The sequence below is a fragment of the Neisseria subflava genome, assembly GCF_024205745.1.
GTDB classification, from domain to species: domain Bacteria; phylum Pseudomonadota; class Gammaproteobacteria; order Burkholderiales; family Neisseriaceae; genus Neisseria; species Neisseria flavescens_B.
On the sequence record NZ_CP073117.1, the window covers coordinates 2038727 to 2058070 of the forward strand.

The following is a 19344-nucleotide window of genomic DNA, read 5'->3' on the forward strand; positions in this document are numbered from 1 at the left end:
AAACTGAAATGAAATTAGGAAACCAATATGTCCGACCACACTACGCACACCCTCCCCGCCTACCTGTCTTACTCGATGGGGCTGCTATGGCTCTGGAGCGGTACCCAGCCTCTGTTTTTCATGCCTGAAATGTCATTGGATTTACTGCATTCGGTCGGCATTCCCAATCCGTTGCAATGGCCAACATTAATTACCGCTTCACTATTGGATATCGGTTTTGCCTTTTTATGCTTCAGCCGCCTTCGCTCCCGCTCTGCAATATGGCTGCTGCAATTGATAACCGTCGCGGCATACAGCCTGATCATTGCCTTCAGACTGCCCGAAATGTGGGCGCATCCATTTGCGCCTTTGGTAAAAAACCTGCCGATTATGGCTACTTTGTTTTTCCTGTATCAATCCGTAGGAGATAAAAAATGAACACCTATTTAATTGTTAAAACCCTGCATATCATCTCGGCTACCTTAATGGTCGGCACCGGCTTTGGTACAGCGTTTTACCTCTTTTGGGCAAACCGCAGCGGTTCGGTTGCCGCGCAGTCGGTCGTCTCGCATTGGGTCATCAAAGCAGATTGGTGGTTTACAACCCCTGCCGTTATTTTCCAACCCTTGTCCGGTTTATGGATGCTGTATGAGCGCGGCTACACTGTTTCCACCATGCTGGAACAAAATTGGGTATGGATGACGCTTGCCTTATACATCTTTTCAGGCATTTGCTGGCTGCCCGTTGTCTGGCTGCAAATCCGCATGGCCAAGATTGCCGAAAAAGCACATAAAGAAAACGCAGACACCATTCCGGAGCCCTACTGGCGTTACGCCAGACGCTGGGAATTGCTCGGCTATCCAGCCTTTTGCGCCACTATCGTGATTTACTTCCTAATGGTAATGAAACCGATTTAAAGATTTTCAGACGACCTCAGCAACAATATAAAGAAAAACATATGAACATCATCATTTTCGGAGGCAGCGGCTTCATCGGCAGCCGTACCGTTCAAATCCTCAAAGAACAAGGTTACCAAGTTTGCACGCCCGACCGCCGCGCCTTCGACTTTCTTCATCCAAATGAAACAGCCGCACGCCGTTTATTGGAAGGGCAAGACGTTCTCATCAACTGCATTGGAATTATGAGCTGTCATGCTGAAATACTCGAAACCGTGCACCACCACACGCCTAAACAGCTCGCCGCATGGGCAAAAGCAGCAGGCATTAAACGCTGGGTGCAACTATCCGCACTGGGTGCCAATCCATCTCAGTCCATCAACTTTGTCGGCAGCAAAGGACGTGGCGATGATGCCATTGCTCAAAGCGGCATACCGATTGCCATAGCCAGACCATCCGTTGTTTACGGTCGAGGAGGAACCAGCTGCGAACTGTTCATCAAACTAGCCCGCCTCTCTTTGCTTCCCCTGCCGGAAGGCGGATGCTTTCATTTACAGCCAGTACACCTTGCCGATGTTGCCGAAGGCTTGGCAAAACTTGCCGTCCAAACCGACACCGACCATAGCATCATCAATATGACCGGCAGCCAAACGCTGACTTTGGCGGAATACCTGACCACCATCCGCCAAACCCTGCACCATAAACCGCCGCAACGTATCCTACCCGTTCCCCTGCGTCTGATTAACCCTGCGCTACCATTGGTAAACATCCTCAGCAACGGCATTATCAGCCGCGACAGCTTTGCCCTGCTCCAGCAAGGCTCATGCGCCGACTATTCTAATTTTGCAGCTTTACTAGGCAGGGAACCATTGGCAGCAGAAAACTTTGCCGGTTGCCTATAATTCATTTATCTTTAAAATGACAAAACAAAGGCCGTCTATTTTTCAGACGGCCTAAAGCTTTTATAAAATACTTTATTGCAAAACTATTCAGTTTTTTATCGGCTTATTGCTTCTACCTACCCAACTACAAAGGCTGGGCCAAATCGTTTTCCGTGTTGTAGCTGATAAAATCCTGCTCATGAGGGAAATGGACAACTCTTGCGCGCTGTTGCTGCAGCCAGCCGCGGATGCTGCGCATTCCTGAATAAAGGTATGGCACGGTGCTTTGCAGGATTTGCGGACGGATAAACATCACGCTGTAATGCGGTCTGGCAGGAGTCTCCACATAAAACGCATTGCACAATGGCGTGCGCCGCGCAATGGTTTCAAACTGGAAAACCAAGTTTTCCGGCAAACGCGGCATATCGCAGGATACGATAAGCAGCCAATCGGCAGTGGCAATTTGTAAATCGTTGGCGGCAGTACATAAGGCGGCTAGAGGGCCGTAATGTTGCCATTGGCGCGCATCCGAGAAAACGTGCGCGCTGCGTTGCGCGTAAGATTCGAGATTACGGTTGGCACTGATGGCGATATGGCTGACTTGGGGGCGGATTTTTTCGATAACATGATCTATCAAGGCTTTGTTGTGCCATTGCACCAACCCCTTATCGACACCTCCCATCCGGCTTCCCTGCCCGCCGGCCAATATCAGTGCGAAAATTTTCATTTTGGTAGTCCTTTGCGAAGCAGAGTATGGAGTATGGTTCAAGATGTTGTGTTTATTGGATAAGTTTCAAGGTTTCAGGCCGTCTGAAACCTTATTCTTATGATTTAATTCACTTGAGATGAATTTTATCATAACATGATTTTACATTAAACCCCTGTTTTTTCTTATCATAACCATACAATTATTTTAGACAGGTTGTTTATAGGCCGAAAGAATGATATTTTTATAAGATTATCGGATTAGTTCCCTGCGTGCTTTATGCGTTTATTCTCCGGATCTTCAGACGGCCTGAGCCTGTCTTCGCGTTTAAAACTGCTGACTTTTTTATGGGTCAGTTTGGCGTTTTTATCGATTGCCTTTACCCTGCTGCTTTCTTGGCGTTTGGAAAGCGCGGCCAAAACGATTGAAGATGCGGGCAGCTTGAAAATGCAGGTGTACCGTTTGGCTTATATGGCAAGCGTCCGTACACCCAATGCGCAAATTGACAACCAAATCAAAGAATTTGAGCGTACGCTGGCCAATGTGACGCAAAGCGATGCCATTCATCCGCTGATTCCGTCTCAAATGCCGTTAGCTTACGACTTGATTCAATCGATGCTGTTGATTGATTGGGAATCCAATATCAAGCCGTCTTTGCAACATTACGAGCGTCCGACCCAAATCGGCCTGTATCGTTTTGCCGGTAACATCGAGCTATTTTTACAGGCGATGGAAAATGCCAACGAGCAAAATACCTTGTGGCTGCGCCGCTTTCAAATGGTAATGATGCTGATGATTGTTGTGGCTGCAGGCTTGATGATTGTTTGGCATTATTCATGGATTATCCGGCCCTTGGAAAAATTGCGTGATGGCGTAGAAACCATCAGCAAAGGACATTTCGGCGTTCAAATCGAGACAGACCAGATCCGTGAGTTTGCCCAAGTAAGCAAGGGCTTCAACCAAATGAGCCGCCGTCTGCATACGCTTTATACAGACTTGGAAGGACAAGTTGCCAAACAAACCCAAGACTTGGCGCGGCAAAACCGTGATTTGACCCTGCTCTACCAAACCACGCGTAATCTGCACCAAACCTTTACGCCGCAACAGGCGGCAGAAGAATTTTTAACTCAGATTCTGCCTGCGTTTTCCGCCTTAGGCGGTACGGTATATCTTTCCGATGAGGAGCGGAAACGTTCTGATTTGGCGGCAAGCGTCGGTGAAACCGAAGAAGGAAATCGTGTAGAATTTCCAATCGTTTATCAAGACGAACAACTCGGCGTACTGACCCTATATTTTTCAGACGGCCATATGCCTGATGAGCAAGACGAAAAACTGCTGCATACTTTAAGCGGACAGCTGGGCATTTCCATCGCCAACAACCGCATGGAACAAGAACGCCGCCTGCTTGCGGTCTTGCAGGAGCGTAACTTGATTGCACAAGGCTTGCATGACAGCATCGCGCAAGCTTTGACCTTTTTGAATTTGCAGGTACAAATGCTGGAAAGCGCGTTTGCCTCAGACCAACGCGAGCAGGCCGAAGAAAATATCGGCTTCATCAAAGACGGCGTACAGGAATGCTACGAGGACGTACGCGAACTTTTGATGAATTTCCGCACCAAAATCAGTAATAAAGATTTTCCTGAAGCGGTAGAATCGCTGCTGGCGCGTTTTGAACGACAAACAGGTATTCCAGTTGATTTAAAATGGCAGGACGACGGGCAGGCTTTGAATTATGATGAGCATTTGCAGATCATCTTCATCTTGCAGGAAAGCCTGTCCAATATCCGGAAGCACGCGCGTGCGCAACATGTCAGCGTCGAAATTGCCAACCACGGCGATTTTGTCATGACGATTCGGGACGACGGCGCAGGCTTTAATAAAGAACACCTATCAAACCGGCCTTCAGGCGAACATGTCGGCTTGGGCATTATGCAGGAACGGGCCCAACGGATTAACGCAGAATTGGCCATTACATCGCAGATTGGGCAAGGTACGGCGGTTATGCTGACTTTGCCAAAACAAATGAGAACAGCATCATGACGATTAAAATTACCCTTATTGACGACCACACCCTATTTCGCAGCGGTATCAAGGCCTTGCTTTCGCGCCAGCCTGATTTTGAAGTCGTCGGAGAAGCTTCAGACGGCCTGGCCGGCGTAAAAATGGTTGAGCAGCTCAAGCCTGATGTGGTCTTGCTGGACTTGGATATGCCGGTCATGAACGGCCGCGAAGCATTGGCTCAAATTTTAAGTAGCAATCCGCAGCTGACCGTCATCATGTTGACTGTTTCCGAAGACAGCGATGATTTGACCGAATGTATGCGTATGGGTGCAAAAGGCTTTTTGCTGAAAAACATCAACGCCGACTTTCTATTGGAAAGCATCCGCAAAGCTGTCGATGGCGACAATGTCTTTTCTCCAGAAATGACCAGCCGCTTGGTGCAATCGCTGATTTCTCCATCTCCTTCCCGCTCCGACCATCTGCTGGAGCAACTGACCCCGCGCGAGATGGAAATCTTGGGCTATCTTGCCGCCGGACACAGCAATAAAATCATTGCCCGTCATTTGAATCTGGCAGAGTCAACCGTCAAAGTGCATGTGCAAAACCTGTTGCGTAAGTTAAACCTAAGCAGCCGCGTCCAAGCTGCGGTTTATGCAGTGCAACACAAAGTACCGCAACCGGTATTGTCTTAATCAGGCCGTCTGAAACCTTCTTTTTAAAAGGTTTCAGGAAAAGCGTTTATTCGCTATAATCACGCCGATTTATATGCAGGGTTGTCTGATTCTTTCAGACGGCCTTTTTATTTGATTTCTCACTGATTTTAAACAACATGTCCGAAAACATTCCAGAAAATACACCCGAAAATACCGTTCCTGAAGAACACAAACGCAGCATCCGCAGTTTCGTCTTGCGTCAAGGCCATATGACCGCAGCCCAACAGCGCGCGATCGATACGATGTGGCCGCAATTTGGTGTGGACTTCCAAGAAGCTCCTTTGGATTTGAACCGCACTTTTGGACGGGATAATCCTAAAGTTTTGGAAATCGGTTTCGGTATGGGCGTTGCGACAGTGGAAATCGCCAAACGTCTGCCCGATACCGACTTTTTAGCGATTGATGTTCACGGCCCGGGCGTCGGCAATATCTTGAAGCTGATTGAGGAAGAACACATTTCCAATATCCGCGTGATGCGTCATGATGCAGTGGAAGTAGTGGAAAAGATGCTGGAAGACGGTTCTTTAGACGGCATTCATATTTTCTTCCCTGACCCTTGGCACAAAAAACGCCATAACAAACGCCGCTTGGTACAAGTGCCGTTTGTTGAAAAGCTGCTGCCCAAACTCAAAAGCGGCGGCTATGTCCATATGGCGACCGACTGGGAAGAATACGCCGTGCAAATGCTGGAAGTTTTGAGCAGTTTCGACGCTTTGCAAAACACGGCTGCCGATTACGCCCCTACGCCTGATTATCGTCCTGAAACCAAATTTGAAGCCCGAGGCAAACGATTGGGGCATGGCGTTTGGGACTTGGTGTTCCGTAAGAAATAAAGCCGAACATAAAACACAAGGCCGTCTGAAAAATTTCAGACGGCCTTTTATCTTACTGATTAAGCCAAGAAAAGTTTATAAGCCAGATTATCGGTTTCTTCTTTATACACATAACCCAAGCTCTCCAAGAAGTCGGTAAATGTTTCATTGTCGCTTTCAGGTACATCGATACCGACCAAAATACGGCCGTAGTCCGCACCATGATTGCGATAATGGAACAAAGTAATATTCCATTCGGCGCGCATATGATTCAAGAAGCGGGACAATGCGCCGGGACGTTCCGGAAATTCAAAGCTAACCAAGCGTTCGCTGGATACTTTTTCCGTACGTCCGCCGACCATGTAACGGATATGGATTTTGGCGATTTCATCATTGGTCAGGTCAACATTCGGCAAACCAGCGTCAGCCAGTTGTTTGCTGATGACGGCCAAGTCTTGCGCACCGGCAGTTTGCAAACCGACAAAAATATGAGCATTTTTGTCGTTGCCGTAGCGGTAGTTGAACTCAGTAATATTCCGACTACCCAAGACATTGATAAACTTGAGGAAGCTGCCTTTTTCTTCAGGAATGGTGACGGCAAAAATACCTTCGTTGCCCTCGCCCAGCTCACTGCGTTCTGAAACATGGCGCAGGCGGTGGAAGTTCATGTTGGCGCCACTGGTGACGGCAACTAAGTTTTGACCTTGGATATTGTTTTTCACAACGTAAGCCTTCAGACCGGCAAGGGCCAATGCGCCCGCAGGCTCGGTAATGCTGCGCGTATCGTCAAAAATATCTTTAATCGCGCCGCACAACATATCCGTATTGACCGTAATAATTTCATCCAACAGCTCTTTACACAGACGGAAAGTTTCCTCGCCCACCACTTTAACCGCCGTGCCGTCTGAAAACAGGCCGACATCTTTCAAATGTACGATTTCCCCAGCCTCTACCGATTGCTTCATACAGCAAGAATCATCGGTTTGCACGCCAATGACTTTAATTTCAGGGCAAACCTGTTTGATAAATGCCGCTACGCCTGCTGCCAAACCGCCTCCGCCAATCGGCACAAAAATCGCATTGATATTGCGGTGTTGACGGAGGATTTCCATACCGATGGTTCCCTGACCGGCAATCACATCAGGATCATCAAACGGCGCAATATAAGTCAGTTTTTCCTTTTCTGCCAACTCCATCGCATAATCATAGGCATCGTTGTAAGACACACCTTTCAACACCACTTCGCCGCCTCGGCTCTTGACCGCGTCAATTTTGATTTTGGGCGTTGTTTCCGGCATCACGATGACGGCGCGGCAACCCAAATACTGCGCCGATAAAGCCACGCCCTGCGCATGGTTGCCCGCGCTGGCAGCGATCACACCGCAATCCAAGGCTTCTTTCGGCAGCTTCGCCATTTTGTTGTACGCGCCGCGGATTTTGAACGAAAACACCGGCTGCAAATCTTCACGTTTGAGCAAAACCTGATTGTTCAGACGGTCTGACAGACTACGTGCCAAATCCAAAGGCGTTTCTACGGCCACATCATAAACGGAAGCGGTCAAAATACGGGTTAGATAATCAGAAAGAGGAAGGGAATGGTTCATGGTATTTTAGTGTTCGGAAATAAATTGCAATTCGGTCAAATCGACCGGACGAAAAAGTTAAAACCATACCCCTGAGGCCGTCTGAAGGCAAGAAAAATCTTAGCAAAGCCCAAATGAGACGGTATAATGTCCGCTTAATATCTATTTAATATGCCAAACTGTTTACTTTGAAAGAAACAGTGTCCACTCATATTCAAATCCACACATAATGATGAAAAAAACGCTACTTAGCTTAATTTTTGCTACTCTTATTAGTACTCCTGCCCTTGCTGCCGACCCGGTTGCATCCGCACCTGCTGTACAAAGCAATGCTCAAACGCAACCGCTGCTGCACAGCATCAACAGCCCGACAACGCCGCCGGAAATTGCAGCGACTGCCTATATCGTTACCGACCTGCACAGCAAGCAAACCTTAGCGTCCAACAATGCCGACACGCCTATCGAGCCTGCCGCATTGACGCAAATGATGACCGCCTACCTTGCCTTTAAAGCACTGGAAAACGGTACGCTTGAGGCAGGCCAAATGCTGACGGTTTCCAATGCTGCATGGAAAGTCGAAGGTTCGCGCATGTTCCTCGATCCCAAAGTTCCTGTCAGCGTCAGCTCCTTGATTAAGGGTACAACCATCCAATCGGCCAACGATGCCGCCATTACCCTTGCCGAAGCCATTGGCAACGGCTCTATCGACGAATTCGTCAAACAAATGAACGAAGAAGCCAAACGTTTGGGCATGAAGCACACCCACTTCAACAATCCGACCGGCATTTCTTCTAACGGCCATGTTTCAACCGTTGGCGACCTTGCCATCTTGGCCGCCGCACTCATCAATGACTATCCGAAATATTATCCATTATTTGCAAACAAATCTTTCAAATACAATAATATCGAGCAGCCCAACCGCAATCTCCTGCTCTATCGCGACAGCAGTATCGACGGTTTAAAAACCGGCTATAGCGAAGGCGCAGGTTACCATCTCGCCGCTTCCAGCAAACGCAACAACCGCCGTATTGTTTCCATCCTTGCCGGTGCCGAATCCACCGAAGCGCGCGCCAGTGAAAGCAGCAAACTGCTCAACTGGTCATTGCAGGCATTTGATACGCCTAAACTTTACAACGGCGGAGAAGTGATTTCCCAAGTCAAAGTTTACAAAGGCAGCACCAAAGCCGTAGATATCGGTTTCTTGGACGATGTTTACATTACCATTCCCCACGATACCGGTAAAAACGTCAAACCTATTTTAGAAACGCTTCAGCCCGTCCTCGCCCCGATTGAAAAAGGCCAAGTATTGGGCAAGCTGAAAGTCATGAAAGACGGTAAAATCATTGCCGAAAAAGACGTCGTCGCCCTGACTGGCGTGGAAGAAGGCAGCTGGTTGCGCCGTATGTGGGACGCGATTGTGTTGTGGTTTAAAGGTTTATTCAGTTAATCCAGTTTCCATCAAAACATACAAAAGGCCGTCTGAAATATTTCAAACGGCCTTTTGTATATCTGTTTTATGGCTTTAATAAAAATTCCTAACAAGAAATTTATCCATTTTAATCTTAGCAGTTTCAGTGATTGCCAATATGAAACGCTTCAAAAAATGCCGTCTGAAAACACAACGGTTTTCAGACGGCATTTCAATATCTTAATAGCTTATCAGCATGAGCTTAAACTAAGCCTTTTTTCTCCAGATAGCTTTCGTAATCGCCCAAGTAGTGTTCATATCCGCCTTTGCCATCCAATTCGATGATTTGGGTAGCCAATGAAGATACAAACTGACGGTCATGCGAGACGAAAATCAGCGTGCCGTTGTATTTTTCCAGCGCCATGTTCAAAGATTCGATACTTTCCATGTCCATGTGGTTGGTCGGTTCGTCCATGACCAAGACATTGGGTTTCAACAGCAACAGTTTGCCGTAAAGCATACGGCCTTTTTCGCCACCTGAGAGAACCTTCACTTTTTTCACGACATCGTTGCTGCCGAAGAGCAAGCGGCCCAAAGTGCCGCGGATGACTTGTTCGTCATCGCCTTCCTGACCCCATTGGCGCATCCATTCGCTCAGGTCCATATCGACGTCGAAGTCGTTTTCATGGTCTTGCGGATAGTAGCCAACACTGGCTTTTTCCGCCCATTTGATGGTGCCTTCGTCCGGCAGCAGGCCGTCTGAATATTCGGGGTTGTATGCGCCTGCCAAGAGTTTCAGCAAGGTAGATTTACCTGCGCTGTTCGGGCCGATGATGGCGAGGCGCTGGCCTGCTTCAAGGATAAAGTTCAGGTTTTTAAACAACTGGGTTTCAAAACGTTTGGCCAGTTTTTCAACTTCCACAGCCTGACGGTGCAACTTGGCTTTTTCATCGGCTTCAAAACGGATATATGGGTTTTGACGGGTAGAAGGTTTGACTTCGACCATCTCCGATTTGATTTTGTCTGCCTGTTTCAGACGGCTGGTTGCCTGACGGGCTTTGGATTTGTTGGCGGAGAAGCGAGCAACGAACTCTTGCAGCTCTTGCAGTTTCTCTTTGGCTTTGGCGTTGTCTTTCAGGGTGCGCTCACGCGATTGGGCGGAAGCGAGCATATAGTCGTCGTAATTGCCCGGATAGATGGTGATGGTGTTGTAGTCCAAATCCGCCATGTGTGTGCAGACTTCGTTCAAAAAGTGACGGTCGTGCGAGATAATGATCATGGTGGAGTCGTATTGGTTCAACACACCTTCCAACCAACGGATGGTATTAATGTCCAAGTTATTGGTCGGTTCGTCCAAAAGTAATACGTCTGGCTTGGAGAACAGGGCTTGCGCCAGCAATACGCGCAGTTTGAAGCCCGGGGCAACTTCTGCCATGGTCGCATTGTGCAAATCTTCGGAAATGCCCACGCCGCTCAACAATTCGGCAGCGCGTGCTTCGGCGGTGTAGCCGTCGTATTCGGCGAACTTAGCCTCCAGTTCGGCGGCTTTCATGTAGTCGTCTTCGGTGGCTTCGGGATTGGCGTAAATCGCATCACGCTCGGTCATTGCCGCCCACATTTCGGTGTGACCCATCATCACCACGTCCAGCACGCGCATGTCTTCGTAGGCAAACTGGTCTTGGCGCAATTTACCCAAACGCACGCCGTTTTCAATCGCGACTTCGCCGGCAGTCTGTTCCAAATCGCCGCCGAGGATTTTCATGAAGGTGGATTTGCCTGAGCCGTTGGCGCCGATCAAGCCGTAACGGTTGCCTTCGCCAAATTTGACGGATACGTTTTCAAACAGCGGCTTTGCGCCGAACTGCATGGTGATGCCGTTGGTAGAAATCATTATTCGTAAAACCTTTATAAATAGAATGTTATAATCGGACGCGATTGTAGCATATTTTTGCAAAGACCTCAGGATTGAGGCCATGGCAAATGCGCCCAATTTCAATGCAAGATAAAAACAGACAACGCTTCACGCAAAAATGCGTTGTAGGCAGTATTTCAGGCCGTCTGAAACGGAGAAACGATATGGAAACGCACAAAATCTATTACGCCGTAATTATTTTGGTATGTGCCGCCTCCATGCTGCTCAGCCCGTTTTTCTATATCCGCCGCACGCGCTCGGGCGCCGAATTGCGGCGCGCACCCAGACAGTGGAAACCCATCCTCTTCGCCAACATCATCATGATTGCGGCTTTGTTTGTTTGGTGGAAATGGTTTTAAGGAAAAATAAAAAATGAACAAAATTTGGATCAGCACATTACTGCTCGCTTTGACAACTGCAGTTTCCGCCGCGCCCATTTTTGAATGTACCGATTCCGCAGGCCGCAAAGTCTATACCCAAGCCGGCGGCAAAAACTGCAAAGCCAGCAATATCGGCAAACCGTCCGTATATACTTCTGCGCCTGTTTCAACACCGGCAACGCTGATTTCCCCAAGCAAAACCGAGCAAGCAGAAGAAGCTGTCGCCCCGGTCAATCCGGCTGATGTCGGCGCGGCCAAGCGTGCTTTAGATACTGCCAAGAAAAATTTGGAAGAAGGCAAAAAAGTGCGTTATGGTAATGAACGCAACTATGCCCGCTATCTCGAACGGATCAATGGTTTGGAAAAAGCCGTCCGCTCGGCTCAGGAAAACTATGACGCGGCGCAACACCAGCCCTCATCGCCTGAATCTGTTGCTTATTGATTCCCCAACACCAGCAAGGCCGTCTGAAATTTGATGTTCAGACGGCCTTTTCATCTTTTCAATATAACAAAATCGTCTTTATACCAAACAAAGCATTCTTTCCAGTTTTCAGACGGCCTTGTTAAAGTAAGCGTGTATTAAATTCTGACGGTTGCCATTATGTTGTTACTCAAAACACCTTCTGTATTGCCGGGTTTTAAGCTCAGCCTAGGCTTGACGGTTTTGTGCCTGTCGCTTTTGGTGGTTTTGCCGTTTGCGATGATGGCGGCCAAAGCGGCGGAAATTGGCTGGAGCGGATTTTGGAACACGATTACCGAACCCAATGTCTTGGCGGCCGTCTGGCTGAGTTTGCGAATGTCGTTTTATGCGATGTTGACCAATATCGTGTTCGGCACGTTGGTTGCCTGGGTATTGGTGCGCTATGAATTTCCGGGCAAAGGATTGGTAAACGCTTTGGTCGATTTGCCGTTTGCGCTGCCGACGGCGGTAACAGGCATTGCGTTGGCAACCCTGTATGCGCCCAATGGCTGGATAGGCCGTTTTTTCGAGCCTTTGGGCATCAAAATCGCCTTTACGCCCATCGGTATTTGGATTGCGCTGATTGTCGTCAGCATGCCCTTTATCGTCCGCGCCGTGCAGCCGGTATTGGAAGAGTTGTCGGGCGAATATGAAGAAGCGGCGGCGACTTTGGGCGCAAGCCGTTGGACTACGTTCCGCCGCGTCCTCTTGCCAGAAATCACACCGGCCCTATTGACCGGCGCAGGCATGATGTTTGCCCGCTCTACCGGCGAATACGGCTCGGTCATTTTTATCGCGGGCAATATTCCGATGGTATCTGAAATCCTGCCCTTGATTATTACCGGCAAACTGGAGCAATACGATGCTCAGGGCGCATCAGCCGTTGCTCTGTTTATGCTGATGATTTCGTTTGTCATCCTGTTGATTTTGAACATTATGCAATGGACTTTGAGCTGCCGCGCCGGAGCGAAGGTTTAACAAACAACAGGCCGTCTGAAACATCAAGCAAACATTTTTCAGACGGCCTAAACGGATACAAGAATAAATAGAGGCTTCACTAACATGAAAACCCATTCCACCAATCCAAACCTGAGCGAACCGCGTTGGCTGCGCGTATTGCTGACCGCTACCGCCTTGGGCTTTCTGCTGCTGATGCTGGTCGTGCCATTGGTTGCCGTATTCTACGAGGCCTTAAAAGGCGGTTGGGATTTATACCTGCAATCCTTGACCGATCCCGAGGCATGGTCTGCCATCAAATTAACGCTGATTACCGCGCTGATTGTCGTCCCTGTCAATGCCGTATTGGGCGTGGCGATGGCGTGGCTGCTGACCCGTTTTGACTTTCGCGGCAAGCAGTTGCTGACCACTCTGCTCGATTTGCCGTTTTCCGTATCGCCCGTGGTGGCCGGTTTGATGTTCGTCTTATTGTTCGGCGCGCACACGGCATTGGGCGGCTGGCTGGAAGCGCAAGGCATACAGATTATCTTCGCCATCCCCGGCATTATTCTGGCGACGCTGTTCGTTACCTTCCCCTTTGTTGCACGCGAAATTATTCCTTTAATGCAGGCGCAGGGCGACAGCGAAGAACAGGCCGCCTTGATACTCGGCGCCAGCGGCTGGCAGATGTTTTGGCGCGTTACCCTGCCCAACATCAAATGGGCGCTGCTCTACGGCATCATCCTCACCAACGCCCGCGCGATGGGAGAATTCGGCGCGGTCAGCGTAGTATCGGGACACATACGCGGCGAAACCAACACCATCCCGCTTTTGGTCGAAATCTTCTACAACGAATACAACTTCACCGGCGCATTCGCCCTCTCCGGCGTATTGGCACTTTTAGCCTTGGCCACCTTGCTGGTGCAAAACATCATCACAAAATTACAAGATAAAAAACTCGCCGCCGCTGAAAGGAACGCAGCATGAGCATCACCATCCAAAATCTAAACAAACACTTCGGCAGTTTCCACGCGCTGAAAAACATCAACCTCAACGTCCCCACCGGCAAACTCGTTTCCCTGCTCGGCCCTTCCGGCTGCGGCAAAACCACTCTCCTGCGCATTATTGCCGGACTGGAAAACGCCGACGGCGGCCAAATTCTCTTTGACGACCAAGACGTCACCACCAAACACGTCCGCGAGCGCAAAGTCGGTTTCGTGTTCCAACACTACGCCCTTTTCCGCCATATGAACGTGTTTGACAACGTTGCTTTCGGTTTGGCCGTATTACCCAAGTCCGAACGCCCGTCCAAAGAACAAATCCGCACCAAAGTCGAAGAATTGCTGAAACTCGTGCAGCTCTCCCACCTCGCCAAATCCTATCCGCACCAGCTCTCCGGCGGCCAACGCCAGCGCATCGCCCTCGCCCGTGCGCTTGCGGTCGAACCGAAACTCCTGCTTTTGGACGAACCCTTCGGCGCGCTGGATGCCAAAGTGCGCAAAGAATTACGCACTTGGTTGCGCGATATTCATCACAACTTGGGCGTAACCAGCATTTTGGTCACACACGACCAAGAAGAAGCCCTCGAAGTTTCCGACGAAATCGTCGTCATGAACCACGGTAAAATCGAACAAACCGGCAGCGCCGAAGCCATTTACCGCAAACCTGAAAACGCCTTCGTTACCGAGTTCTTAGGCGAAACCGACGCTTTTGAAGGACGCATTGAAAAAGGCATCTGGCACTACAACGGCTTCGCATGGAAATTGGACGCGCACTACAAATGGCAGGAGCAAACCGCCACCGGCTACATCCGACCACACGAATGGCAGCTTGCCGCCGAACACGAAACCCCGATGATCCGTGCCAAAATCGAAAAAATCCACGCCGTCGGCGCATTGACGCATATTTTGGTCAAACACGACAAACAAGACGTGCATATCACGCTGGCTGGCAGCGATGCAGCGCGTTACCAAATCGCCGAAGGCAAAGAATTGAAGCTGATTCCAAAACAGGTTTATGTCTTTTCTCAAAACGAACTGATTGAATATTCGATTTGAGACTAAATCATAAGGCCGTCTGAAAATCTGCTTTCAGACGGCCTTTCATCTTATTTAAACCTGCCAATCAATCGGCTCTAAACCATGCGCCTGCAAATAAGCGTTTGCCTGCGAAAAATGTTTGCAGCCGAAAAAGCCTCGATACGCCGACAAGGGAGAAGGATGCGGCGCGGTCAGCACCAAATGATGGCTGCGGTCGATAAACGCGCCTTTCTTCTGCGCATGGCTGCCCCACAGCATAAAGACCAAATGCTCGCGTTCCTTATCCAATTGTCGGATGACTTCATCGGTAAACGCCTCCCAGCCAAAAGTCGCATGAGAATGCGCCGCACCGGCACGGACAGTCAATACTGTGTTCAACAGCAATACACCCTGTTCCGCCCAATGCTGCAAATAGCCGTGTTGCGGAATCTGAAAGTCCTCAATATCCGTCGCCAACTCTTTATAAATATTGACCAACGACGGCGGCACCGCAATTTCAGGCTGCACGGAAAACGCCAAACCATGTGCCTGACCCGCACCGTGATACGGATCTTGCCCCAAAATCACTACTTTTACATTTCCGAATTCAGTCGTCCGAAAGGCATTGAATACGTCGCGTTCAGGCGGATAAACGGTTATCCCCGCCTGCCTGTCATGGCGCACCTTCTCCAAAATCGTTTGAAAATACGCCTTTTCTTTTTCCGCACCAATTGCCTCGTGCCAAGTCTGCATTGCTTGCCGCTCCATATTTGAATGGACTTATTATAACTGAAATAATTTTCAGCCTGTTGTTGCTGCTTTGGACGAAGCGGCAGGCAGATGGGGCATGAAAGTCTTGCGTTACGAAATCAAAGACTTGGTTTCGCCGGTTTGAAAATCATCGACGGCAACAAGCCTAAAGCCTCATAATAGCGTTCTGACTCAGGCCGTCTGAAAACCCGATACGGCTTTTCAGACGGCCTTTTTATATCGTTCGATTTTTATATGAATACACAAACCATCAAAATCTATCTTGTCGGTGGCGCCGTCCGCGACCATCTGTTAGGCCTGCCTGTCAAGGATCGCGACTGGGTAGTCGTCGGTGCAGATGCGCAAACCATGTTGGCTCAAGGCTATCAACCTGTCGGCAAGGATTTTCCCGTCTTTCTCCATCCGGACAGCCATGAAGAATACGCCCTCGCCCGTACCGAGCGCAAAACCGCAAAAGGCTATGCCGGATTCAGCTTTCATGCCGATAAAGACGTTACGCTGGAACAAGACCTGATGCGCCGCGACCTGACCATCAATGCCATGGCTCAAGATTCAGACGGCACGATCATCGATCCTTTTGGCGGACAACAAGACTTGGCGGCCGGCATCCTGCGCCACGTTTCGCCTGCCTTTGCCGAAGACCCCGTGCGTATTTTGCGTATCGCCCGTTTTGCCGCGCGTTATGGTTTTCAAATTGCCGATGAAACCATGTCGCTGATGCGGCAAATGGTAGAAAACGGCGAAGCCGATGCCTTGGTTGCCGAACGCGTCTGGCAAGAATTGGCCAAAGGCTTGATGGAGAAAAATCCGCGCCGAATGATTGAAGTTTTGCGCGAATGCGGCGCACTCAAAGTTTTACTGCCCGAGCTTGATGCCCTGTTCGGCGTACCGCAACGCGCCGACTATCATCCCGAAATCGACAGCGGTATTCATACGCTAATGGTTATACAACGAGCTGCCGAGATGAACCTGTCCCTCGCCGAACGCTATGCCGCCTTATTGCACGACTTAGGCAAGGCAAAAACACCGGCCGATATCCTGCCGAAACACTACGGACACGACGTCAACGGCGTCGAACCCGTCCGCGAAGTCAATCAACGCCTGCGCGCGCCCAAACACTGCGCCGAGCTTGCCGAACTTGTCTGCCGTTGGCACATCATGCTCCATCAAGTCGGGCAGTTCAAAAGCAAAACCATTTTGAATGTTTTGAAAAAAACCGACGCATTCCGCCGCCCAGAACGTTTTCAGACGGCCTTAAACGTCTGCGTGGCCGACAAACAAGGTCGTCTGAATCTTGAAAACACGCCTTATCCGCAACGCGAACACTGGCTGGCTTTACTTGAGGCCGCCAACCAAGTAGATGCAGGTAAAATTGCCGCCGAGTGCCGCACACAAGGGAAAGCCCATTTAATTGCCGAACAAATCGATCATGCCCGCTTAGCACAAATTAGGCCGATTCAAAAAGCGTATCAGGCTGAAAAAATAGGAGGCTATTGATGGCATCTTTGCGTTATAAAATTGAACAAACACCTAGCAAAATTACCTTGTCAGCAAAAATTATACGCAACAGACTCAAACTTCTATTAACTTGCAGAGATCTTGTAATCGTACTATTGATATTGGCAAACATTTCAAATTTAAACTTTGAATCAACATTTAATATCATACTCCTCATATTTTTAGGCCTGCTTTCTTGCCAATGTATTTATGACTTACTGTGGCAACTTTTTGGACAAGAATATATCCATGTTCAAAATGGAATACTTTCACACCAATTCGCGCTGTTTGGATTGGGAAAAGGTAAAAAATTTTCACTCGTAGAAATATCACAATGGCAGCCACATGAGAACTATGCAAATACTAAAAACACTAAAATCACACTGCGTAACTATTTGAGTCAGAGAAGGAATACATCCACCATCTCCAGCCCCTTACGACAACCAAATAGTAAACAAGGTGCATGGTCATTTGTTTATCATGGGAAAACCATATACATTGGAGAATTTTTTTATAGCGACGATTACCAAGCAATTAACTCTAAATTAAACAACCTAATACCGAAAAAAGCCAAAACAGGGACACTTGCCGAACCAGAACACGGACTTTGAAACAGCCGCCACGATATCCGCTATAATCTGCACCTTGACCATCTTATTTCAACAATAAAAATCATGACTATCCAGACCGATTTACTTCACGAAAAAATCAGCAATGAAGATTATCAACGCCTCATTGTCAAACACAGCGAATCTTTCAGCGACGGCGAAATCCGTCTATTAAACGAAATCCTTGAAAAATTCCGCTTTGATGTCGTACAGGCGCAAGCTTTGGCGCAAGCCGTCATGCAGCAGGTGCGCTTCGATCCAAACGACTACCATATCGACAGCGACGATGAAGACACAACCGGCATCTGTCCGCACTGCATCAACCCGCCCATGCCGCCCCTGCGCGATTATTTGGTTTGGCGCGAAACGCGCGGCTGAAAATCTTCCTAATCGATTTTGATAAGTTATTAACCATTCGCTATCGAACCAGGCCGTCTGAACAGGTGTATTCATTACATTTGTTCAGACGGCCTTTTGTAAATAAATGTTCATGACTAGGATAAATCAGTATAATCTGCGCCGTTTAAATTTTCTTCGGAGCTTTTATGAACCAGCTTAAAACAGCGGTAGCCGGTGCGCAGATTTTGTTTGTCGCATTCGGTGCCATGGTACTTGTGCCGCTTCTGACGGGATTAAATCCGGCTTTGGCATTATTGGGCGCAGGCTTGGGCACTTTGTTGTTCCAATTGGTTACGAAACGTAAAGTGCCGATTTTCCTCGGCTCTTCTTTTGCCTTTATCGCACCGATTATCTACTCCATCGGCGAATGGGGCCTGCCTTCTACCATGTTCGGCCTGTTTGCGGCCGGCTTCATGTACTTTGTCTTTGCCGCGCTGATCAGATGGCGCGGTCTGGATGCGGTACACAAACTGTTACCGCCCGTGGTTATCGGCCCGGTGATTATGGTAATCGGCTTGTCCGTGGCAGCAGCAGCCAGCAGCATGGCCATGGGTCAGGCAGATGGAAAACAGGTCATCGACTATATCGACTCGCTGATTCTGTCCGGCTTTACCTTTGCGGTAACCGTCATTGTTTCTGTCTTCGGCAGCAAAATGATGAAGCTGATTCCGATTCTAATCGGCGTGGCTTCCGGCTATGTGTTGGCTTTAATCATGGGCTTGGTCGATACAAGCGCCATCATCAACGCTCCTTGGTTTGCCGTCCCTCATTTTGAAACGCCTCAAGTCAACTGGCAGGCTGCTTTGTTTATGTTGCCCGTTGCCATCGCCCCGGCCATCGAACACATCGGCGGCATTATGGCCATCGGTAATGTAACCGGCAAAAACTACACTAAAGACCCGGGCTTGGACAAAACCCTCGCCGGTGACGGCTTGGGCGTGTGCGTGGCCGGTTTGATCGGCGGCCCTCCTGTAACCACTTACGGCGAAGTAACCGGTGCGGTGATGATTACCAAAAACAGCAACCCCGTCATCATGACTTGGGCGGCAATTTTTGCAATTTTTATGGCGTTTTTCGGTAAGTTCAACGCGTTTTTGGCTTCGATTCCTATGCCGGTTATGGGCGGTATTATGTTGCTGCTGTTCGGTACAATCGCCTCTTTGGGCATCAAAACATTGATTGATGCGAAAGTCGATTTGATGCAGCCGAAAAATCTGGTTATCGTCAGCTCCGTATTGACGACCGGTATCGGCGGCATGATTATCAAAGTAGGTACTTTGAGCTTCGCCGGTGTAGGTTTGTGCGCCGTATTGGCCATTATCCTGAACTGCGTTTTGCCCAATACAAAATCAGAAGAAGCATAAATAGCTGGCTCATAAACTCA

20 protein-coding genes are annotated in these 19344 nt (G+C 49.0%); 16 read left to right on the forward strand and 4 right to left on the reverse strand.

What is annotated here, in order from left to right:
• Nucleotides 1-27 precede the first annotated feature (27 nt).
• From KCG55_RS09730 to KCG55_RS09740, 3 genes are read left to right on the forward strand one after another with little or no spacing between them, the layout of a single operon-like run.
• Nucleotides 28-417, forward strand: coding sequence for a DoxX-like family protein (locus KCG55_RS09730; protein WP_254322906.1), 390 nt, complete (start codon nucleotides 28-30; stop codon nucleotides 415-417).
• A complete protein-coding gene (locus KCG55_RS09735; protein ID WP_049352212.1) occupies nucleotides 414-896 on the forward strand; it encodes a DUF2269 family protein in 483 nt (160 codons plus the stop codon). The genes KCG55_RS09730 and KCG55_RS09735 overlap by 4 nt, the downstream gene beginning before the upstream one ends.
• Nucleotides 897-937: 41 nt before the next feature.
• Nucleotides 938-1777, forward strand: coding sequence for an NAD-dependent epimerase/dehydratase family protein (locus KCG55_RS09740; protein ID WP_254322907.1), 840 nt, complete (start codon nucleotides 938-940; stop codon nucleotides 1775-1777).
• Nucleotides 1778-1901: 124 nt separating this feature from the next.
• On the opposite strand, the gene mobA is transcribed toward KCG55_RS09740, so the two are convergent.
• Entirely contained in the window at nucleotides 1902-2483 is a 582-nt protein-coding gene (gene mobA, locus KCG55_RS09745) for a molybdenum cofactor guanylyltransferase MobA (RefSeq protein WP_250579963.1), read from the reverse strand.
• Nucleotides 2484-2741: 258 nt separating this feature from the next.
• Between mobA and KCG55_RS09750 the strand changes: the two genes are divergently transcribed.
• From KCG55_RS09750 to trmB, 3 genes are all read left to right on the forward strand, one after another.
• Nucleotides 2742-4502 carry a histidine kinase gene (locus KCG55_RS09750; protein WP_254322908.1) on the forward strand — a complete coding sequence of 587 codons (1761 nt, stop codon included), beginning with the start codon at nucleotides 2742-2744 and terminating at the stop codon, nucleotides 4500-4502.
• On the forward strand, nucleotides 4499-5155 hold the full coding sequence (locus KCG55_RS09755; RefSeq protein WP_070632965.1) for a response regulator: 657 nt from the start codon (nucleotides 4499-4501) through the stop codon (nucleotides 5153-5155). The genes KCG55_RS09750 and KCG55_RS09755 overlap by 4 nt, the downstream gene beginning before the upstream one ends.
• Before the next feature lie 137 nt (nucleotides 5156-5292).
• Nucleotides 5293-6009: a tRNA (guanosine(46)-N7)-methyltransferase TrmB gene (gene trmB / locus KCG55_RS09760; protein WP_070608339.1), complete on the forward strand. Its 717-nt coding sequence runs from the start codon at nucleotides 5293-5295 to the stop codon at nucleotides 6007-6009.
• Between the two features lie 59 nt (nucleotides 6010-6068).
• On the opposite strand, the gene ilvA is transcribed toward trmB, so the two are convergent.
• The gene (ilvA, locus tag KCG55_RS09765; protein WP_254322909.1) at nucleotides 6069-7592 is read right to left on the reverse strand and encodes a threonine ammonia-lyase, biosynthetic; all 1524 of its coding nucleotides are present in this window, start codon (nucleotides 7590-7592) and stop codon (nucleotides 6069-6071) included.
• A 208-nt stretch (nucleotides 7593-7800) separates the two neighbouring features.
• Here ilvA and KCG55_RS09770 point away from each other — a divergent pair, with 208 nt between their 5' ends.
• Nucleotides 7801-9018: a D-alanyl-D-alanine carboxypeptidase family protein gene (locus KCG55_RS09770; RefSeq protein ID WP_254322910.1), complete on the forward strand. Its 1218-nt coding sequence runs from the start codon at nucleotides 7801-7803 to the stop codon at nucleotides 9016-9018.
• Nucleotides 9019-9241: 223 nt separating this feature from the next.
• Here the strand turns inward: KCG55_RS09770 and KCG55_RS09775 are convergent, their stop codons facing one another.
• The gene (locus KCG55_RS09775) at nucleotides 9242-10870 is read right to left on the reverse strand and encodes an ABC-F family ATPase (protein WP_254322911.1); all 1629 of its coding nucleotides are present in this window, start codon (nucleotides 10868-10870) and stop codon (nucleotides 9242-9244) included.
• Nucleotides 10871-10959: 89 nt separating this feature from the next.
• Here KCG55_RS09775 and KCG55_RS09780 point away from each other — a divergent pair, with 89 nt between their 5' ends.
• From KCG55_RS09780 to KCG55_RS09800, 5 genes are all read left to right on the forward strand, one after another.
• Nucleotides 10960-11250 (forward strand): hypothetical protein, encoded by a 291-nt coding sequence (locus KCG55_RS09780; protein WP_432761062.1) that lies wholly within the window; start codon nucleotides 10960-10962, stop codon nucleotides 11248-11250.
• A gap of 13 nt (nucleotides 11251-11263) precedes the next feature.
• Nucleotides 11264-11713, forward strand: a complete 450-nt coding sequence (locus tag KCG55_RS09785; RefSeq protein ID WP_254322912.1) for a DUF4124 domain-containing protein — start codon at nucleotides 11264-11266, stop codon at nucleotides 11711-11713.
• A gap of 159 nt (nucleotides 11714-11872) precedes the next feature.
• Nucleotides 11873-12709, forward strand: a complete 837-nt coding sequence (gene cysT, locus KCG55_RS09790; protein ID WP_254322913.1) for a sulfate ABC transporter permease subunit CysT — start codon at nucleotides 11873-11875, stop codon at nucleotides 12707-12709.
• An 84-nt stretch (nucleotides 12710-12793) separates the two neighbouring features.
• Complete coding sequence (cysW, locus tag KCG55_RS09795) at nucleotides 12794-13654, forward strand: sulfate ABC transporter permease subunit CysW (protein ID WP_049328527.1); 861 nt, start codon at nucleotides 12794-12796, stop codon at nucleotides 13652-13654.
• On the forward strand, nucleotides 13651-14724 hold the full coding sequence (locus KCG55_RS09800) for a sulfate/molybdate ABC transporter ATP-binding protein (protein ID WP_254322914.1): 1074 nt from the start codon (nucleotides 13651-13653) through the stop codon (nucleotides 14722-14724). The genes cysW and KCG55_RS09800 overlap by 4 nt, the downstream gene beginning before the upstream one ends.
• Nucleotides 14725-14778: 54 nt before the next feature.
• Here the strand turns inward: KCG55_RS09800 and ung are convergent, their stop codons facing one another.
• Nucleotides 14779-15438: a uracil-DNA glycosylase gene (gene ung, locus KCG55_RS09805; protein WP_254322915.1), complete on the reverse strand. Its 660-nt coding sequence runs from the start codon at nucleotides 15436-15438 to the stop codon at nucleotides 14779-14781.
• A gap of 252 nt (nucleotides 15439-15690) precedes the next feature.
• Between ung and KCG55_RS09810 the strand changes: the two genes are divergently transcribed.
• From KCG55_RS09810 to KCG55_RS09825, 4 genes are all read left to right on the forward strand, one after another.
• The gene (locus KCG55_RS09810; protein ID WP_254322916.1) at nucleotides 15691-16953 is read left to right on the forward strand and encodes a multifunctional CCA addition/repair protein; all 1263 of its coding nucleotides are present in this window, start codon (nucleotides 15691-15693) and stop codon (nucleotides 16951-16953) included.
• Entirely contained in the window at nucleotides 16953-17564 is a 612-nt protein-coding gene (locus tag KCG55_RS09815) for a hypothetical protein (protein ID WP_254322917.1), read from the forward strand. Before KCG55_RS09810 ends, KCG55_RS09815 begins: the two co-directional genes overlap by 1 nt.
• A gap of 63 nt (nucleotides 17565-17627) precedes the next feature.
• On the forward strand, nucleotides 17628-17939 hold the full coding sequence (locus KCG55_RS09820; RefSeq protein WP_003679235.1) for a hypothetical protein: 312 nt from the start codon (nucleotides 17628-17630) through the stop codon (nucleotides 17937-17939).
• 167 nt (nucleotides 17940-18106) lie between these two features.
• Nucleotides 18107-19324, forward strand: a complete 1218-nt coding sequence (locus KCG55_RS09825; protein WP_003679234.1) for a uracil-xanthine permease family protein — start codon at nucleotides 18107-18109, stop codon at nucleotides 19322-19324.
• Nucleotides 19325-19344: the final 20 nt, after the last annotated feature.

Coding starts and splice junctions, on each gene's coding strand:
- KCG55_RS09730 (WP_254322906.1), top strand. CDS start 28: ATGTCCGACCACACTACGCACACCCTCCCCGCCTACCTGTCTTACTCG.
- KCG55_RS09735 (WP_049352212.1), top strand. CDS start 414: ATGAACACCTATTTAATTGTTAAAACCCTGCATATCATCTCGGCTACC.
- KCG55_RS09740 (WP_254322907.1), top strand. CDS start 938: ATGAACATCATCATTTTCGGAGGCAGCGGCTTCATCGGCAGCCGTACC.
- mobA (WP_250579963.1), bottom strand. CDS start 2,483: ATGAAAATTTTCGCACTGATATTGGCCGGCGGGCAGGGAAGCCGGATG.
- KCG55_RS09750 (WP_254322908.1), top strand. CDS start 2,742: ATGCGTTTATTCTCCGGATCTTCAGACGGCCTGAGCCTGTCTTCGCGT.
- KCG55_RS09755 (WP_070632965.1), top strand. CDS start 4,499: ATGACGATTAAAATTACCCTTATTGACGACCACACCCTATTTCGCAGC.
- trmB (WP_070608339.1), top strand. CDS start 5,293: ATGTCCGAAAACATTCCAGAAAATACACCCGAAAATACCGTTCCTGAA.
- ilvA (WP_254322909.1), bottom strand. CDS start 7,592: ATGAACCATTCCCTTCCTCTTTCTGATTATCTAACCCGTATTTTGACC.
- KCG55_RS09770 (WP_254322910.1), top strand. CDS start 7,801: ATGATGAAAAAAACGCTACTTAGCTTAATTTTTGCTACTCTTATTAGT.
- KCG55_RS09775 (WP_254322911.1), bottom strand. CDS start 10,870: ATGATTTCTACCAACGGCATCACCATGCAGTTCGGCGCAAAGCCGCTG.
- KCG55_RS09780 (WP_432761062.1), top strand. CDS start 10,960: ATGCGCCCAATTTCAATGCAAGATAAAAACAGACAACGCTTCACGCAA.
- KCG55_RS09785 (WP_254322912.1), top strand. CDS start 11,264: ATGAACAAAATTTGGATCAGCACATTACTGCTCGCTTTGACAACTGCA.
- cysT (WP_254322913.1), top strand. CDS start 11,873: ATGTTGTTACTCAAAACACCTTCTGTATTGCCGGGTTTTAAGCTCAGC.
- cysW (WP_049328527.1), top strand. CDS start 12,794: ATGAAAACCCATTCCACCAATCCAAACCTGAGCGAACCGCGTTGGCTG.
- KCG55_RS09800 (WP_254322914.1), top strand. CDS start 13,651: ATGAGCATCACCATCCAAAATCTAAACAAACACTTCGGCAGTTTCCAC.
- ung (WP_254322915.1), bottom strand. CDS start 15,438: ATGCAGACTTGGCACGAGGCAATTGGTGCGGAAAAAGAAAAGGCGTAT.
- KCG55_RS09810 (WP_254322916.1), top strand. CDS start 15,691: ATGAATACACAAACCATCAAAATCTATCTTGTCGGTGGCGCCGTCCGC.
- KCG55_RS09815 (WP_254322917.1), top strand. CDS start 16,953: ATGGCATCTTTGCGTTATAAAATTGAACAAACACCTAGCAAAATTACC.
- KCG55_RS09820 (WP_003679235.1), top strand. CDS start 17,628: ATGACTATCCAGACCGATTTACTTCACGAAAAAATCAGCAATGAAGAT.
- KCG55_RS09825 (WP_003679234.1), top strand. CDS start 18,107: ATGAACCAGCTTAAAACAGCGGTAGCCGGTGCGCAGATTTTGTTTGTC.